Raw genomic sequence first — 17,417 nt, 5'->3', positions numbered from 1 at the left:
GCCGTGCCGGCACTCAGCGCCATTAATCATCCGAATATTCGAAGTTGAAACGCGAGTTTGAATCTGGTTTCAAGATTGTCGGTGGAATTGTCGGTGTTAAATGTTTCACTATTCGCGAATTTGTTGTGATGAAATATCGAAGATTATTCGGAAGCGTTTCTGCGACTAATCGATGCGTTACGTGCGTTTCCGCACCAAGTTAATATTCGAATGCGAAAGCGGCGTTATCACCGGACGAGTTAGTGTTATTCGGACAGATGTCTTTCCTCTGCCGTTTGGGAGAGATTTTCGTCGATCGCCCAGGAACATTGGCCGGTGCGAGGCTCGGACAATCCAGTTTGAATGACCTGGCGTGTTGAGTATTCAGGCTGCGGCGCATTTAGCCGGTCCCATTCCGACATTTCCGATTCACGGATTGCGTAATCCGTACGCCGTGTAACATTGACCGCAAAATTAATGGATTGCGCTTGTAAATGCGGATTGTTAGATTTCGTTCTGGCGCATGGTGAACCGGTCCTTTGCCGATATGCGCCGAACCCCCGTTAGCCCGGCTTCGTGCCGGGCTTTTTTTTGAACGGATTTACGCGGGTGTTTAACCCGCCACGGCGATCTTCACCGCGAATTCAGATAGGCGGCCGATGATGGCGGATTATTTTTTGCGGCGCGAGGCTCATGACCGGGGTGATCATCTTTGTCGGCGTGTGGGCGATCGCGCTCGCGTTGCTGCTGCGCTTCGCCGCGCGCATCGATCCGCGCTCGGGACGCCGGCGACGCCGCTAAGCGGTGACGCTATCTCGCTGGGCGGCCGCGCGTACGCACCGCGTGCTGCCTTTACTGCTTGCAGCGAATGACCATCGAACGGTTTTTCACATTCGCGCCAAAAATGCCGCCGATCGTGCCGCCCGACGTCGCGCCGTTATCGACGTCTTTCGAAACCACGTCGTATCCGTAGTTGCCGCAGGTTTCGCCCGCGCGCTTGTAGCACTCAGCCCAGCTCGTGCTCGCGTCGCTGCCGCTGCAGTTGATCGCGAAGCCGGTGTCACCGCTCGGCAGATAGGTCATCGTGGTCGTGGTCGAGCAGCCGCCGAGGCCACCGAGCGTCAGGAGGCCGAGACTGATCGTTGCGGCCGTCGCGATGCGCGCCAATGGGCTTTTCATTTCAGATTCCTTGCAAATAACGGAAGGGCGGGGCGCGCAGCCACGCCGCTTCGGATTGAGCGTTATAGCACGGCGGGGTTCCCACGCCCGCCGCAGCCTAGCGCGGCGGCAGTTCCTTCGACGGATCGATCGAGCGGCCCTGGTAGCGCAGCTCGAAATGCAGCATCACGCGATCGGTATCGGTGTTACCCATTTCGGCGATTTTCTGGCCGCGCTTGACCGCTTCGCCTTCCTTCACGAACAGCGCGCGGTTATGCGCGTAAGCGGTCAGGTAGTCGGCGTTGTGCTTGAGGATCAAAAGATTGCCGTAGCCGCGCAGACCGTTGCCCGCATAGACGACGGTGCCGGGCGCCGCCGCGACGATCGGCGTGCCGGCCGCCGCGGAAATATCGATCCCCTTCGAGTTGCCGCCGTCGAAACGGCGGAACACGGTGCCGTCGGCCGGCCATACCAGCGAAATCGCCGCGGGCGCGGTGGCCGGCGCAGTGTCCGCTGGCGCAGGACGTGGCGCGGCCGATGCGGTCGCGCTGCCGCTACCGCCGCCGCTCCGGATTGCGCCGCTCGTCGACGCCGTTCCGCTCGGTGGCGCGACGCGCAGCACCTGGCCGACCTCGATATTGTCCGGATTGGTCAGGTTGTTCCAGCGCGCGATGTTCTGCACCGATTGCCGGTTGCCGCGCGCGATTTTCGACAGCGTGTCGCCCCGTTCGACCCGGTAGTAGCCCGGCGCCACCGGCGCCGACCCGCACGCCGCGAGCAGCGCGAGCAACGCCGCGCAACCGAGTCGTTTGATTCTTGTTGTTTCCAGCATTGGACCTCGCAAAGCGCTGCCGCGCGCCGATCCCGATCACGCGGCACAGACAGACAAAGCGTTCGATTCTAACGGTTTTGTGTTGCGCCCCCCGGCGAGGAGGGCGAGGCGGCGGGCGGCCGCTTCGAGCGGCTCGCCTCCGGCGTCGGCGTATCAGCTGGTCTTCTCGACGGTAATGCGCAGTGCCGCCGTCTCGGTTTGTCCCGGCTCGAGCCAGCGCAACCCGCGGCCGTTATGGATCGCATCGGGCAGCCCGAGCCACGGTTCCACGCAGTAGAAGTCCGACTGCGGCGTTTCAGTCCACGTCGTGACCGAGTACCAGGGCACCGAGCCGGGCCGCTGCAGATCGATCGTAATCACGCGGTTGATACCCGGCGCCTCGACCCGCACCGGTCGATCGGGCGTGCCGGTCAGGCAATGGAAGCGGTCGTAGATGCGGTCTTCGTCGAGCGTGTAGCTCGCTTCGCCCGGCTCGGCGGGGCTGATCGAGCCATCCCCGAGCTGACGGCAGCGCTCGGTGGGCGGCAGTTCGATCGTCGTCTGCGCGCGCTGCGTGTGCGGTAGCGTGAAGTAGAAGTGATGGCCGGCGTAGTACGGCAGGCGCGTGTGGCCGGTATTGGTGGTGGTCAGTGTCACTTCGAGCGTGCGCGGATCGATGAGCTCGTAGGCGGCCTCGAAGCGAAAGCCGAACGGATAGACGGCGCGGGTTGCTTTGCTGTCGGTCAGCACCATGCGCAGGCCGGCGCCATGCACATCGGCGTGGGGCTCGAACGGCAGGTCGCGCGCGAAGCCGTGCATCGGCATCTCGCGCACGGTGCCATGCGCGTCACGCCAATAGCCGATCTTGCCGTCCACGAAGTGACGGCCGAGAAAGGGGAACAGCAGCGGATTGCCGCCGCGGATCCGCGCGGGTACGCTCCAGTCGGCGTGCTCGGGCCAGTGGATCACTTCTTCGCCGTCGATCGTCCACGACAGCAGACGGCCGCCGGCTTGCGGCGAAAAGCGGAGCACGGAGGCGTCCTGGGCGATCTCGAGAATGTCCTGTTCCGGGGAGAGGGGCATGGTCAGTAGGTAGCCTGAAAGAGGTTGAGGGTCGTGCAAAGGGGCCGGGTGCGTCGACCGTTGCATCCGCATTGAAGCGGCGTTTTGCGCCACTCGCCGCGACTGCGTCACGCGCGGAGAAACCGCGATTTTGCGCTGCTTTGCGCTACGGGGAAACCCTTCCCGGGAAATTGCGGGTGTCGGAAAAAGGCGAATCCTATTGATAATGCGTCCGAGCGTCCGGTCAATCCGACTCCCGGGCGAATCGGCTCAGGAGGCATCATGGATCTCGCAATGGCAATGGCGGTTTCTTTGTTCGGTATATTCACGGCTAGCACGTACTACTTCTTCCACTCGCTCAAGCGCTGATCCCGCTGGTTCATTCCTCTGCGGTCGCGGTACGCGTCCGACGAATCCACCGCCCGCTTCCTTGCTCTTGCGTAACAACGGTGTCGAGTTGTGACGCAGTGCGTCAATATTTCCCCGAATGTGGTCTAACCGCTTGGCGCTGACTGTGCAGCCAGGCATAATCGGTGCGCTTTTCGACGCGCCGGGTTCCCTTTTGTGCGGCGCGCAGTTTTCCGACACTTTCCTTACAAGGACCGCCGCGTGAACCTGTCGTTTCTGATTTTGCTGAGCGTGCTGCAAGGCGTGACCGAACTGTTTCCGGTGAGCAGCCTTGGCCACACGCTGCTCGTGCCAGCCGTGTTCGACATGCACATCGACAAGCATGCGCCGCAGTTGCTGCCGTTCCTCGTCGCGCTGCATCTGGGCACCGCGTTCGCGCTGCTGTGGTACTTCCGCGCGCGCTGGTGTGCGCTGGTGCGTGGTTTCTTCGCGTCGCTCGGCGGCCGCCGCAACGACGACGGTCACATGATGTGGGCGCTGATCATCGGTACGATTCCGGCGGGTCTCGTCGGCCTCGTGCTGGAAAAGCGCCTCGAAGCGATTTTTCACGATCTGCGGATCGTCGCGTTTGCGTTGATCGTGAACGGCGTGCTGCTGTGGTTCGGCGATCGCCTGCAACGCGCACGCGCGCATCGGGCGCCGGAAAAGCTGACGTTCCGTCAGGCGTTCTTCGTCGGCCTCGCGCAGATCGGCGCGCTGATTCCGGGCTTCTCGCGCAGCGGCCTGACGATGATCGCCGGCAATGCGGCCGGACTCACCACCGAGAAAGCCGCCGAATTTTCGTTTTTGCTCGGCACGCCGATCATTTTTGCGGCTGGCGTACTCGAACTGCCGAAGCTGCTTCACGCGCCGAGCCAGCTTGCCGACGCGGTGCTCGGCGGCGTGCTGACCGCGATCGCCGCGTACCTGAGCGTGCGTTTCCTGATGCGCTATTTCGAAGGACGCGGACGTCTCGCGTCGTTCGGTTTGTACTGCGCGATCGCGGGGATCGTGTTCCTCGGCTGGTTCATGCTGCATCCGCAGCCGGTCTGAGCGCGGCGAGCGATCGGTTATAATCCGGGCCCGGTTGCTTGCAGGTCAGTTAGAATTTTAGTTTGTGCGAAATGGGCGGCTCGCCACGAGTGCCGGTTTCATGCAGATTGCGATCCATACGGCAGTAGCTCAGCTGGATAGAGCATCGGCCTTCTAAGCCGAGGGTCGGGGGTTCGAGCCCCTCCTGCCGTACCAGAATCATCGAAGGGTTACAGGCATCGCGCCTGTAACCCTTTTTGTTTTTTTTGCGGTCTTTTCGCACCTCGCGCGGATCAGTCGAACGCCACGCCGAGCGCGTTCTTGTAGATCCGCCCATCCTTCATGATCACCGCGAGATTGCTGCCCGGATCGGCGAGCACCTGATATTGGCAAGCTGGGCCCCGTGACGATCAGCACGCCCCCAACGCCACCCGCACGGTGTCATTTCCGTCATCGAACGACTCGCTTCGGGTGTTTCCCCGACTCAGGAATTCTCGTGCGACGCCGTTAGTTCGAAAGTACCGTTTGACGCGCCGCGATGGAGGAATCAGCGTGAACCGACTCAGCCTCAACACCAAACTCTGGCTCGCGTTGCTGATCACGTGGCTCGGCCTGCTCGGCCTCGGCGGCTGGGCCGCGTGGCAGTCGCGCTCGACGATGCTCGCCGAGCGCAAGTCGGCGGTGCAGAACGTCGTCGAGACCGCGTACGGCATCGTCGCCGACTACGCGCAGCGCGCCGACCAGCACGAGCTGACGCCCGAACAGGCGCGCCAGCAGGCGCTGGCGCGCCTGTCCGCGATGCGCTACCCCGGCAGCGGCTACATGATCGTGACGACTGCGACGCCCGTCGTGATCATGCATCCGGTGCTCGCCGATCTGCGCAACAAGGACGTGTCGCACTACGCGGACACCGACGGCAAGCTGCTGTTCGTCGAGATGGTCAAGGTTGCGCAGGCGCAGGGGCAGGGCTTCGTCGATTACATGGGACGCCTTGCCGGCCACAACGAGCACGTGCCGAAGATCAGCTTCGTCAAGCGCTTTGCCGCGTGGGACTGGTATCTGATTTCGGGCGTCTACGTGAACGATATCGACGCGGCGTTCCGCGCCGATCTGCTGCGATATCTGCTGACGATCCTCATGATCGGCAGCGTCAGCACCATCGCGCTCGTGCTGATCATCCGCAACGTGAAGCGCAGTCTCGGCGGCGAGCCCGCCTACGCGGCGAGCGTCGCGCAGACGATCGCCGACGGCGATCTGTCGTGCCCGGTCACACTGGCCGGCAACGATCAGGAAAGCATGCTGTTCGCGATGCAGCGCATGCAAAGCCGCCTCGCCGACGCGATCCGGCGCATTCGCGGCGGTACGGAAACCATCACGGTCGCGGCCGAAGAGATCGCCGCGGGCAATCTCGATCTGTCGGCGCGCACGGAACAGCAGGCGTCGTCGCTCGGCGAAACGGCCGCGAGCATGGAGCAGCTGACGGCGACCGTCAAGCAGAACGCCGACAACGCGCTGCAGGCCAACCGCATGGCGCACTCGGCGTCGCAGCTCGCGGGCGAGGGCGGCGAGGCGGTGCAGCACGTCGTCGCGAATATGCAGAGCATCGCGGCGAGCTCCGCGCGGGTGGTCGATATCATCGGCGTGATCGAGAGCATCGCGTTTCAGACCAACATCCTCGCGCTGAACGCGGCCGTCGAAGCCGCGCGCGCCGGCGAGGAGGGCCGCGGCTTCGCGGTCGTCGCGGGCGAGGTGCGCAATCTCGCGCGCCGCAGCGCCGATGCGGCCAAGGAGATCAAGACGCTCATCGAAGATTCGGTCGCGCGCGTCGGCAGCGGCAAGGCGCTCGTCGAGAAGGCGGGCGGCACGATGGATTCGCTCGTCGATGCGGTGAAGCGCGTGACCGACATCATCAGCGAGATTTCCGCCGCGTCCGACGAGCAGAGCCGCGGCATCGAGCAGGTCAATCTCGCGATCGCGCAGATGGACGAGACCACCCAGCAGAACGCGGCGATGGTCGAGCAGGCGGCGGCCGCCGCGCAGTCGATGCAGGAGCAGGCGCAGATGCTGCGCGACGTCGTCAACACGTTCCGCCTGCAGGAGACGGCCGCCAAGCGTTGATGGCCGCGTCGACGGCGCGCGGCTCGCAGAAGTGTGCATGCTATGCTTTTGAGGTCACGATCAAAAGCCGCCGTGCGCACTTCGAGGAGAGTCCCACATGTCGACGCGAACCCGTGTGCTGTTCCACCTCGGTGCGGCGAGCCTGCTGCTCGGCGCGGCGATCGGCGCGCAAGCGGCGAACCTTGCCTTTCTGAACGACACACGATCACCTACATGAAGCAGCGCGACAACGACTCGATCAAGCACGCGGTCATGAGCGCGCTCAATGACAGAAAGGACGGCGACAGTTTCACGTGGGTCAACGACGGCACCGGCAATAGCGTGAAGATCGACGCGACCATCACGATGGACAGCACCTCGAACGACGGCGGGCGCACTTGCCGCGTCCTCGGCGTCGTACTCAATGCGAAAGGGCAATCGATGAACCTGCGTCCGAACTTCTGCAGGGTAGGCGGCGCCTGGCAACTGCAGAAGCGATGAGCCCGCGAATCGTTTCTTGCGGCATCGTGCTGCTCGATCCCGACGGGCGCGTGCTGCTCGCGCACGCCACCGAAACGACGCACTGGGATATTCCGAAAGGGCAGGGCGAGGACGGCGAGGCGCCGCACGTGACCGCGCTGCGCGAGATGGTCGAGGAAACCGGCATCGCGCTCGAGGCTGGTCGGCTGAAGGATCTCGGTCTGTTCGTCTACCGGCGCGACAAGGACCTGCATCTGTTCGCGGCGCGCGCGAGTGCCGGCGAACTGGACCTGAGCACTTGCACCTGCACGTCGCTGTTTCCGCGCCGCTCGGACGGCACGCTGATCCCCGAAATGGACGACTACCGCTGGGCGTCGATCGAAGAGGTCCCGCACTATGCGAGCCGTAGTCTGACGCGGCTCTTCGAGACGACGCTGTCGCTCGCGGAGCTGCACCGCTCGCTATAGAAGGCGCAGGCTGCGTTCAATCGAGCGCGTGGTCGTTCGGATGCGCGAACAACGCGCGGTTCTGCTCCGACAGCGGGAAATTGACATTGATGCCGCGCGGCGGAATCGGCTGCGTGAACCACTGCCGGTACAGACGCTCGGCGTCTCCGGACGTCTGCGAGCGAACGATCACGCGATTCACGAGCGCGCGGAACGACTCGTCGCCCTTGCGGAACATGCACGCGTACACCTCGTAGCCGAGCGGCGTACCCGTCACGATGAAATCGTCGGGATGCGGGTCGGTCGCCTTGAAACCGTAGACGATCGGCTCGTCCATCACGAACGCCACCGCGCGGCCGTCCTTCATTGCGCTGAAGGCTTCCTGATGGTCGCGCGCGCTCATGATGCGCATGTTCAGCTGCTTCTCGGTGTTGAGGCTGCGCAGCAGGCGCTCGTCGGACGTGCCCGCGGTCGTCACGACCGGCTTGCCGGCGAGATCGCGGAAGTCGGTGATGCCGCTGTTCTTGCGCGTGATCATGCGCACCGCGTACTGGAAAAAGCTGTCCGAAAACGCGGCGACGTTTTCGCGCTCGACCGTGTGCGTGGTCGAGCCGCATTCGAGATCGATCTGATTGTTCAGCAGCATCGGCGTGCGATTCGACGAAGTCACCGTGATTTCGTGAACCCGCAGCTGCGTCATGCCGAGCGTTTTCCTGATTTCATCGACGATCTGCATCGCGATCGCCTGCGAGTAGCCGACCGTACGCTTGCCGTCGAAGTACGAGAACGGGATCGACGCCTCGCGCACGCCGAGCACGACGACGCCGTCGTCGTGGATCTTTTTCAGCGTGCCGGTCAGTTCATCCGCGCGGGCGGGGCCGGCGAATGCGACCACGCCGCAGGCGGTCAGCGCAAGCAGCACGCGGTGCATGCCGCGCACGAGATGCGGCATGGCTGCGCTGCGCGGGCCCCGTGCAACCCGAACCATACCTTCCGACCCTTCCCCGCAGCGGCCTGCAACCTTCATCGGGCCTCCCGGACCGGCGCGCCCAGGCGAGCGCGCTGTGATTATCGATCTAACATCCTGCAACCCGGATGGCCCGGCAGCGCCGGGCCGTCGCTGACGCGAATTTAGGCCGGCTTGCCCCAACTGTCGCGCAGACTGACGATGCGGTTGAATACGGGCTTACCCGGCTTCGAATCGACGCGGTCGGCAACGAAGTAGCCATGCCGCTCGAACTGGTAGCGCTGCTCCGGCAGCGCATGGCGCGCGCCGGTTTCGAGGTAGGCCTGGACCACGCGCTTCGAGTCCGGATTCAGCGCTTCGAGGAAATCGCGGCCGCCGGCGTCCGGTTGCGGTTCCTTGAACAGCCGGTCGTAGATGCGCACTTCGGCCGGGCACGCGGCCGCCGCGCTGACCCAGTGGATGTTGCCCTTGACCTTGTAGTTGTTCGCGCCTTCGGTACCCGATTTGCTGTCCGGGAAGTAGTTGCAATGTACCGCGACGATGTTGCCGTTCTCGTCCTTGTCCGCGTGCGTGCATTCGATCACGTAGCCGTAGCGCAGGCGCACCTTGTTGCCCGGGAACAGGCGGAAGTAGCCCTTCGGCGGCGTTTCCGTGAAGTCCTCGCGCTCGATCCACAGCTCGCGCGAAATCGGAAACTCGCGCACGCCCTGTTCCGGATGATGCGGATGCACCGGTGCGTGGCACGGCTCGGTGAGGCGTTCGGGGAAGTTGTCGATGATCAGCTTGACCGGATCGAGCACCGCGGCGATGCGCGGCGCCTTCTCGTCGAGATCGTCGCGCAGCGCGCCTTCGAAGACGCTCATGTCGATCCACGAGTCGACCTTGGTCACGCCGATGCGCTCGCAGAACAGCTGGATCGATTCGGGCGTGAAGCCGCGCCGGCGAACGCCGACGATGGTCGGCATGCGCGGGTCGTCCCAGCCTTCCACATGGCCTTCGTTGACGAGTTGCAGCAGCTTGCGCTTGCTGGTGATCGCGTAAGTCAGGTTCAGGCGCGAAAACTCGATTTGCTGCGGCAACGGACGCTTGAAGATGCCGGCTTCGGCCAGCTCGTTCAGGATCCAGTCGTACAGCGGGCGGTGATCTTCGAATTCGAGCGTGCACAGCGAATGCGTGATGTTTTCGAGCGCGTCCGAGATGCAGTGCGTGTAGTCGTACATCGGGTACACGCACCACGTGTCGCCGGTACGGTAGTGATGCGCGAAGCGGATGCGATAGATGACCGGGTCGCGCATGTTGAAGTTCGGCGACGACATGTCGATCTTCGCGCGCAGCACGTGCTCGCCTTCCTTGAACTCGCCCGCCTTCATGCGGCGGAACAGATCGAGGTTTTCCTCGACCGAACGCTCGCGGAAACGCGACGGCGTGCCGACTTCGGTGGCCGAGCCGCGGTTCGCGCGCATTTCCTCGGCCGACTGGCTATCCACGTACGCCTTGCCGCGCTGGATCAGCAGCTCGGCAAACTCGTACAGCTTGTCGTAGTAGTCGCTCGCGTAGTACAGATGCTCGGTGCGGTCCTTTTCCCATTCGAAGCCGAGCCAGCGCACCGAGTCGATGATCGACTCGACGTACTCGACGCTTTCCTTCTCCGGATTGGTGTCGTCGAAGCGCAGATGGCACACGCCGCCGTAGCTGCGCGCGACGCCGAAGTTCAGGCAGATGCTCTTCGCGTGACCGATGTGCAGATAGCCGTTCGGCTCCGGCGGGAAGCGCGTTTCGACGCGCTGGCTCCATTTGCCGGTGCGGTTGTCGTCGTCGATGATGTTGCGGATGAAATTGGATGCCGCGGGCGCGTCGTTGCGGTCAGCGTCTTTGCGTTCGATATTCATGCGAGAAGATGAGAGTCCGTGGGGGCGCGCAATGCGCCCGCTTAGCCGTCAATTCTACCTGACGAGCCCGTTCGCGGCAGGCGCTTGCGGCGCGCAGCCAACAGCGGGGCGGGTTTGGCGCGGATGCCGCAGTGACCGCAGCAGGCGCGCGGGGCTGTAACAGGAGGTAAAACGGGTTGGCGGCCGGCTGCGCGCCGACTTAGGATGCGCTGCTGCGCGCGGCCGCGCACCTGTGCTGGGCCTTTGCGCGGGGCGGGCTTGCCCGGGCCGTCCACACTATTCTTCATCTTCTTGCACGAGGCTTCTCTGCTCGTGCGCCATGCTCGCCTCGTTGCCGGAGTTTTCTCGGATGTCTATCCCGACGCACGGCGCGTTTCGCGCGCCTTCCGCCCGCGCTTTGGCTAGCGCCAGATTTTCTTGCCGTACCCGTCGCGTGCTCGCATCGGCCTGGTGTGCCGCGCTTGCCGTGAACCTGGCTGCGCCGTTGTCCGCCGGCGCGAAAACACCGGCGCCGAAGCCGGCGCTCGATGCGTCGGCCGTCGCCGCGCCGGATGGCTACAGTGCCGACACGGCGCAGCAGATCTTCGCCGAAGGCGGCAACGCGGTCGATGCCGCGGTCGCGATGGCCTTCACGCTCGCCGTCACGCGGCCCGATGCGGGCAACCTCGGCGGCGGCGGTTTCATGACGCTGCTGGTCGACGGTAAGCCGTATTTTCTCGACTATCGCGAGCGCGCGCCGCAGCAGGCGACCCGCGACATGTACCTCGACGACAAGGGCAATGTGGTGCCGGGCATGAGCACGGTCGGGCATCGCGCGGCGGCTGTGCCGGGCACGGTCGATGGTATGTGGCAAGCGCAGCGGCGCTTCGGCAAGCTCAAATGGAAGCAGGTGCTCGCGCCCGCGATCCATTACGCGACCGACGGCTTCCAGGTCGACCCGCGGCTGCAGCAGCGACGCGACGCGGCTGCGAAGAGCTTCGCCAGCAAGACCAATTTCGACGCCTATTTCGGGAACCTCAAAGCGGGCGTGACGCTGCGCCAGCCCGAACTCGCGCAGACGCTCGGGCGGATCGCGAGCGACGGCGGCCGCGAGTTCTACGAGGGCCGCACGGCCCAAATGATCGCCGCGCAGATGTACGGCCACGGCCTGATCACGAGCCAGGATCTGAGCCAGTACAAGGCACTGTGGCGCGAGCCGCTCGCCGCCGACTGGCACGGCTACCGCGTGATCACCGCGCCGCCGCCGAGCTCGGGCGGGATCGGGCTGATCCAGATGCTGAAGATGCGGGCCGCTCTGCAGCCTGCGTTCGACGGTGTCGCGTTGAATTCGGCGCCGTACATCCATCTGATCGCGCAGATCGAGGATCGGGTGTTCGCGGACCGGCAGCGCTATCTCGGCGACCCGGATGCATCGCCGGTGCCGGTCGCGAAGCTGATCGACGACGCCTACCTCGCGCAGCGCGCGGCCGAAGTCAAAACCGACGAAGCGCCGGGCGCGGCAGCGGTGAAACCCGGTGTCGACGGTGCCGCGGCCACGGAGAAGGCGCAAACCACGCATTTTTCGGTGGTCGACAAGTGGGGCAACGCGGTGTCGAACACCTACACGCTGAACGGCGATTTCGGCTCGGGCGTGGTGGTGGACGGCGGTGGGTTTCTGCTGAACGATGCGCTGGACGATTTCGTGATCAAGCCGGCCGGCGCCGGTGCGACAGGCGCGTCGGGCGCGGTCTCGGCAACTGGCGCCGCCGACGCCGAGCCGAACACGATCGCGCCGGGCCGCCGCCCGATTTCGTCGATGACGCCCACGCTGCTGATGAAGGACGGCAAGATCGCGCTAGCGATCGGCACGCCCGGCGGCTCGCGCATCCTGACGACGATCTTTCAGGTGATGACGAATCTGTCCGACTTCGACATGTCGCCGACGGACGCGCTCGCCGCAATGCGTTTCCATCATCAGCTGCTGCCGCAAAAGACGATCTACTTCGAGCCGTACCATCCCGCGCCGGATGAGCTCGCCACGCAATTGAAGGACCTCGGCTATACGGTCGAGCAGCAGCCGTTCAACGGCGACGTGCAGATGATCCGCGTGAACGGCGCGACGCCCGAGCCAGCGAGCGATCCCCGTGGTGCCGGCGTGGCACGCGTGATACGGTAGACGCCCCGCCGCGCTATCCCGCGAGCGGGCCATAAGCCGAACACGGGGAAGCACGATGACCGAACAACAACCAACCACACTCGTACTGCCGGGCTATCTGGACTCCGGCCCAGGCCACTGGCAAACGCGCTGGCAAGCGCTCGATCCCGCGTTCGTCCGCGTGCGGATGCCGGACTGGGACCACCCTTCGCGAGACGCCTGGTGCCGCACGCTGGCCGCCACGCTCGACTCCCTGGACGCGCCGGTCGTGTTCGCCGCTCACAGCCTCGGCTGTCTGACCACGGCGTTCTGGGCCTCGCAGTACGCGAGCGCGGCGCAGCTCGCGAAGGTGGCCGGCGCGCTGCTGGTCGCCGTGCCTGATCCGGCCGAAGCGCATTTCCCGCGGGACGCGACCGGTTTTGCGCCGGTGCCGCTCGAACGCCTGCCGTTTGCGACGATCGTCGTGGCGAGCAGCGACGATCCGTATGGCGGCGTGCCGTTTTCACGAACCTGCGCGAACGCGTGGGGCAGCCGCTGGATCGAGATTGGCGCGCGCGGCCACATCAACGCCGATAGCGGCCTCGGCGATTGGGACGAGGGGCGCAGCTGGCTGGCTTCGCTAAGGGCGCCGCGCTGAGTCTCGCCGCCTCGTCGATCAGATCACCGTTTTTCGCTTCAATTCCGCAATCGTCTGCGCGTCGTATCCGAGCAGGTCGCTCAGCACCTGCTCGGTATGCTCGCCGAGCAGTGGCGGATGGCTCAGCGCCTGCGGCGGCGTGCCGGTCATGTTGATCGGATTGCGCACGAGCTTGACCGTGCCGCCCGACGGATGCGGCAGATCCACCTGCAGTGCGCGCGCGACCACCTGCTCGTTGTCGAACACTTCGTCGAGGTTATTGATCGGCCCGCACGGCACGCCGGCCGCTTCGAGCGCCGCGATCCATCGCTGCTTGCCTTGCACACGGACCATGTCCGCGAGCATCGGCACGAGCAGTTCGCGGTTGCGCACGCGCGCGGGGTTGGTCGCGAACCGGTCGTCGTCGGCGAGTTCCGGGCGGCCGCCGACCTCGACGAACTTGCGGAACTGTCCGTCGTTGCCGACCGCGACGATGATCCAGCCATCGCTCGTCTGGAAGGTCTGGTAGGGCACGATGTTCGGATGCGCGTTGCCCCAGCGCACCGGCGGCTGACCGCTCGCGAGGTAGTTCGAGTTCATGTTGGCGAGCATCGCGACCTGCACGTCGAGCAGCGCCATGTCGATGTATTGGCCTTCGCCCGTGCGGTCGCGGTGCGTGAGCGCGGTCAGCACGGCGATCGTCGAGTACATGCCGGTCATCAGGTCGGCGATCGCGACGCCGGCCTTCTGCGGGCCGCCGCCGGGCTGGCCGTCGCGCTCGCCGGTGATGCTCATGAAGCCGCCGATGCCCTGCACGATGAAGTCATAACCGGCGCGCTGCGCATACGGCCCGGTCTGCCCGAAGCCCGTGACCGAGCAGTAGATCAGGTCGGGCTTCACCGCTTTGAGCGATTCATAGTCGAGGCCGTATTTCTTCAACTGGCCGACCTTGTAGTTTTCGAGCACGACGTCGCTTTGCGCTGCCAACTCGCGCACGATCCGCTGGCCCTCGGGCGACGCGATGTCGAGCGTGACCGAGCGCTTGTTGCGGTTCGCCGCGAGATAGTAGGCGGCTTCGCGCGTGTCCGCGCCGTCCGGCGTTTTCAGATACGGCGGCCCCCAGTGGCGCGTGTCGTCGCCGACCTCGGGGCGTTCGATCTTGATGACGTCGGCGCCGAAGTCGGCGAGCGTCTGCGCGCACCACGGACCGGCGAGCACGCGGGTGAGATCCAGCACGCGGATGTGACTGAGAGCGCCCATGTTCGTGAATGTCTCCTGATGGTTGCAGGCCGCGCGGCGAACCGCCATGCGCCATTTCGCGTGAAGTTTCGTGGAAGTCATCTTAAGCGATTCCCGCTCGCGGACGCAGTCAGCCGAACGTCATAGCGCGGATCGGACGATCGGACACGCGAGTGTCGCAGCGGGCGCATGCCGGCCTGGCCGGATAGCCGGCCAGGCGGCGCGCAGTGCCGCGCGCGCGTGCCGATCCCGTATAATCAGTCGTTTAAAGAAACAGACAGTTGGCGCATCCCACCGACCGCCAGTCTTCGTCAGGAACCGTCAGGACCGTCCCCCGCACGCTATGAAAGCCGCTGATATCCGCGAGAAATTCCTCAAGTTCTTCGAATCGAAGGGCCATACGATCGTCCGTTCGTCGAGCCTCGTGCCCGGCAACGACCCGACGCTGCTCTTCACCAATTCGGGGATGGTGCAGTTCAAAGATGTGTTCCTCGGCGCGGAATCGCGCCCGTATTCGCGCGCCACGACCGCGCAGCGCAGCGTGCGCGCCGGCGGCAAGCACAACGATCTCGAGAACGTCGGCTACACCGCGCGTCATCACACGTTCTTCGAGATGCTCGGCAACTTCTCGTTCGGCGACTATTTCAAGCGCGACGCGATCCACTACGCGTGGGAACTGCTGACCGAAGTCTACAAGCTGCCGAAAGACAAGCTGTGGGTCACCGTCTACCAGGAAGACGACGAAGCGCACGACATCTGGGCGAAGGAAGTGGGCGTGCCGGTCGAGCGCATCATCCGCATCGGCGACAACAAGGGCGCGCGCTACGCGTCGGATAACTTCTGGCAGATGGCCGACACCGGCCCGTGCGGCCCGTGTTCGGAAATCTTCTACGACCACGGCCCGGACGTGTGGGGTGGCCCGCCGGGATCGCCGGAGGAAGACGGCGACCGCTACATCGAAATCTGGAACCTAGTGTTCATGCAGTTCAACCGCGACGCGCAGGGCAACATGACGCCGCTGCCGAAGCAATGCGTGGACACCGGCATGGGCCTCGAGCGTATCGCCGCGGTGCTGCAGCACGTGCACAGCAACTACGAGATCGACCTGTTCCAGGCGCTGATTCAAGCCGCTGGCCGCGAAACCGGCGTGACCGATCTGACCAACAACTCGCTGAAGGTGATCGCCGATCACATCCGCGCGTGCTCGTTCCTGATCGTCGACGGCGTGATTCCGGGCAACGAAGGCCGCGGCTACGTGCTGCGCCGCATCGTGCGCCGCGCGATCCGCCACGGCTACAAGCTCGGCAAGAAGGGTTCGTTCTTCCATCGCCTCGTCGCCGACCTCGTCGCGCAGATGGGCGACGCCTATCCGGAACTGGCACAGGCCGAGAAGCGCGTGACCGACGTGCTGCGTCAGGAAGAAGAGCGCTTCTTCGAGACGATCGAGCACGGCATGTCGATTCTCGAAGCCGCATTGGCCGATCTCGACGCGAAGGGCGGCAAGACGCTCGACGGCGAACTCGCGTTCAAGCTGCACGACACCTACGGCTTCCCGCTCGATCTGACCGCGGACGTCTGCCGCGAGCGCGAAGTGACGGTCGACGAACCCGCGTTCGACGACGCGATGGCGCGTCAGCGCGAACAGGCGCGCGCGGCGGGCAAGTTCAAGATGGCGCAGGGCCTCGAATACTCGGGCGCGAAGACCACGTTCCACGGCTACGAAGAAATCGTCTTCGACGACGCAAAGGTCGTCGCGCTGTATGTGGACGGCGCGTCGGTGCAGCAGGTGCAGGCCGGCCAGCCGGCGGTCGTCGTGCTCGATCACACGCCGTTCTATGCGGAGTCGGGCGGCCAGGTCGGCGACCAGGGCGTGCTCGCGAACGCCAGCACGCGCTTTGCCGTTGCCGATACGCTGAAGGTGCAGGCCGATGTGGTCGGCCATCACGGCACGCTCGAGCAGGGCACGCTGAAGGTCGGCGACGTCGTCAAGGCGGAAATCGACGCGGTGCGCCGCGCTCGCACGGCGCGCAACCACTCGGCCACGCACCTGATGCACAAGGCGCTGCGCGAGGTGCTCGGTTCGCACGTGCAGCAGAAGGGCTCGCTCGTCGACGCTGACAAGACCCGCTTCGACTTCGCGCACAACGCGCCGATGACGGACGAACAGATCCGCCGCGTCGAGGAAATCGTCAACGCCGAAGTGCTGGCGAACGCGCCCGGTATCGTGCGTTTGATGTCGTACGACGATGCGGTGAAGGGCGGCGCCATGGCGCTGTTCGGCGAAAAGTACGGCGACGAAGTGCGCGTGCTCGACCTCGGCTTCTCGCGTGAGCTGTGCGGCGGTACGCACGTGAATCGCTCGGGCGACATCGGCTTCTTCAAGATCGTGATGGAAGGCGGCGTCGCGGCCGGTATCCGTCGCGTCGAAGCGATCACCGGCGACAACGCGGTGCGCTACGTGCAGGAGCTCGAAGCGCGGGTCAACGCGGCCGCGGCCGTGCTGAAGGCGCAACCGGCGGAACTCACGCAGCGCATCGGCCAGGTGCAAGACCAGGTGAAGGCGCTCGAGAAGGAACTGAGCGCGCTGAAGTCGAAGATGGCGTCGAGCCAGGGCGACGAGCTCGCGGGCCAGGCGATCGAAGTCGGCGGCGTGCATGTGCTCGCGGCGACGCTCGAAGGCGCGGACGTGAAGACGCTGCGCGAAACGGTCGACAAGCTCAAGGACAAGCTGAAGAGCGCGGCGATCGTGCTGGCGTCTGTCGAAGGCGGCAAGGTCAGCCTGATCGCCGGTGTGACCGCCGACGCCAGCAAGAAGGTCAAGGCGGGCGAGCTGGTCAACTTCGTGGCCCAGCAGGTGGGCGGCAAGGGCGGTGGCCGTCCGGACATGGCGCAGGCTGGCGGTACCGAGCCGGCCAACCTGCCGGCGGCGCTCGCGGGCGTCAAGGGCTGGGTCGAAAGTCAGCTTTGAAACTGATGGTCGGTTGAGTCCGGCTCGACGCGAAGTCGAGCCGGGTTCGACGAAGGGGCCACGCAGCGCGCCAGCAAGATCGGCGCGCTGCGTGGCCCCTTTGCTTTTGCTGAAGCCGTTCGGCTTGCGTCGAGCCCAGGTTGCCGGCGCGG

At 64.9% G+C, this 17,417-nt stretch carries 12 protein-coding genes, 1 tRNA gene and 1 pseudogene; 8 read left to right on the top strand and 6 right to left on the bottom strand.

Annotated elements, in window-relative coordinates:
• Window positions 1-831 precede the first annotated feature (831 nt).
• The 3 genes from BC1002_RS10355 to BC1002_RS10345 all read right to left on the bottom strand — a co-directional run bounded on the left by BC1002_RS10355 (window position 832) and on the right by BC1002_RS10345 (window position 3,031).
• Entirely contained in the window at window positions 832-1,158 is a 327-nt protein-coding gene (locus tag BC1002_RS10355) for a hypothetical protein (RefSeq protein WP_013089990.1), read from the bottom strand.
• Between the two features lie 97 nt (window positions 1,159-1,255).
• Complete coding sequence (locus tag BC1002_RS10350) at window positions 1,256-1,969, bottom strand: peptidoglycan DD-metalloendopeptidase family protein (protein WP_013089989.1); 714 nt, start codon at window positions 1,967-1,969, stop codon at window positions 1,256-1,258.
• 153 nt (window positions 1,970-2,122) lie between these two features.
• On the bottom strand, window positions 2,123-3,031 hold the full coding sequence (locus BC1002_RS10345) for an aldose epimerase family protein (RefSeq protein ID WP_013089988.1): 909 nt from the start codon (window positions 3,029-3,031) through the stop codon (window positions 2,123-2,125).
• Between the two features lie 588 nt (window positions 3,032-3,619).
• Between BC1002_RS10345 and BC1002_RS10340 the strand changes: the two genes are divergently transcribed.
• The 5 genes and pseudogenes from BC1002_RS10340 to BC1002_RS10320 all read left to right on the top strand — a co-directional run bounded on the left by BC1002_RS10340 (window position 3,620) and on the right by BC1002_RS10320 (window position 7,473).
• A complete protein-coding gene (locus BC1002_RS10340; protein WP_013089987.1) occupies window positions 3,620-4,450 on the top strand; it encodes an undecaprenyl-diphosphate phosphatase in 831 nt (276 codons plus the stop codon).
• Window positions 4,451-4,568: 118 nt separating this feature from the next.
• Window positions 4,569-4,645 (top strand) — tRNA-Arg (locus BC1002_RS10335).
• A gap of 336 nt (window positions 4,646-4,981) precedes the next feature.
• Window positions 4,982-6,547 carry a methyl-accepting chemotaxis protein gene (locus tag BC1002_RS10330; RefSeq protein ID WP_013089986.1) on the top strand — a complete coding sequence of 522 codons (1,566 nt, stop codon included), beginning with the start codon at window positions 4,982-4,984 and terminating at the stop codon, window positions 6,545-6,547.
• A gap of 97 nt (window positions 6,548-6,644) precedes the next feature.
• Window positions 6,645-7,027, top strand: a pseudogene (locus BC1002_RS10325) (hypothetical protein).
• Window positions 7,024-7,473 (top strand): NUDIX hydrolase, encoded by a 450-nt coding sequence (locus BC1002_RS10320; protein ID WP_013089984.1) that lies wholly within the window; start codon window positions 7,024-7,026, stop codon window positions 7,471-7,473. Before BC1002_RS10325 ends, BC1002_RS10320 begins: the two are co-directional and overlap by 4 nt.
• A gap of 16 nt (window positions 7,474-7,489) precedes the next feature.
• Here BC1002_RS10320 and BC1002_RS10315 read toward each other — a convergent pair whose 3' ends face one another.
• Together BC1002_RS10315 and BC1002_RS10310 are read right to left on the bottom strand one after the other, a co-directional pair.
• Entirely contained in the window at window positions 7,490-8,404 is a 915-nt protein-coding gene (locus BC1002_RS10315; protein WP_085954267.1) for a transporter substrate-binding domain-containing protein, read from the bottom strand.
• A gap of 179 nt (window positions 8,405-8,583) precedes the next feature.
• A complete protein-coding gene (locus BC1002_RS10310) occupies window positions 8,584-10,308 on the bottom strand; it encodes a glutamine--tRNA ligase/YqeY domain fusion protein (protein ID WP_013089982.1) in 1,725 nt (574 codons plus the stop codon).
• Window positions 10,309-10,657: 349 nt separating this feature from the next.
• Between BC1002_RS10310 and ggt the strand changes: the two genes are divergently transcribed.
• Both ggt and BC1002_RS10300 read left to right on the top strand, forming a co-directional pair.
• Window positions 10,658-12,463, top strand: coding sequence for a gamma-glutamyltransferase (ggt, locus tag BC1002_RS10305; protein WP_013089981.1), 1,806 nt, complete (start codon window positions 10,658-10,660; stop codon window positions 12,461-12,463).
• A 55-nt stretch (window positions 12,464-12,518) separates the two neighbouring features.
• Window positions 12,519-13,079, top strand: coding sequence for an RBBP9/YdeN family alpha/beta hydrolase (locus BC1002_RS10300; protein WP_013089980.1), 561 nt, complete (start codon window positions 12,519-12,521; stop codon window positions 13,077-13,079).
• Between the two features lie 18 nt (window positions 13,080-13,097).
• On the opposite strand, the gene BC1002_RS10295 is transcribed toward BC1002_RS10300, so the two are convergent.
• A complete protein-coding gene (locus tag BC1002_RS10295) occupies window positions 13,098-14,318 on the bottom strand; it encodes a CaiB/BaiF CoA transferase family protein (protein ID WP_013089979.1) in 1,221 nt (406 codons plus the stop codon).
• A gap of 322 nt (window positions 14,319-14,640) precedes the next feature.
• Here BC1002_RS10295 and alaS point away from each other — a divergent pair, with 322 nt between their 5' ends.
• Window positions 14,641-17,265 (top strand): alanine--tRNA ligase, encoded by a 2,625-nt coding sequence (alaS, locus tag BC1002_RS10290; protein ID WP_013089978.1) that lies wholly within the window; start codon window positions 14,641-14,643, stop codon window positions 17,263-17,265.
• Window positions 17,266-17,417 lie beyond the last annotated feature (152 nt).

The sequence above is a fragment of the Paraburkholderia atlantica genome, assembly GCF_000092885.1.
Lineage (GTDB): Bacteria > Pseudomonadota > Gammaproteobacteria > Burkholderiales > Burkholderiaceae > Paraburkholderia > Paraburkholderia atlantica.
The sequence above is the reverse complement of the archived record's forward strand: the minus strand, read 5'-3'. Positions and strand labels throughout refer to the sequence as shown.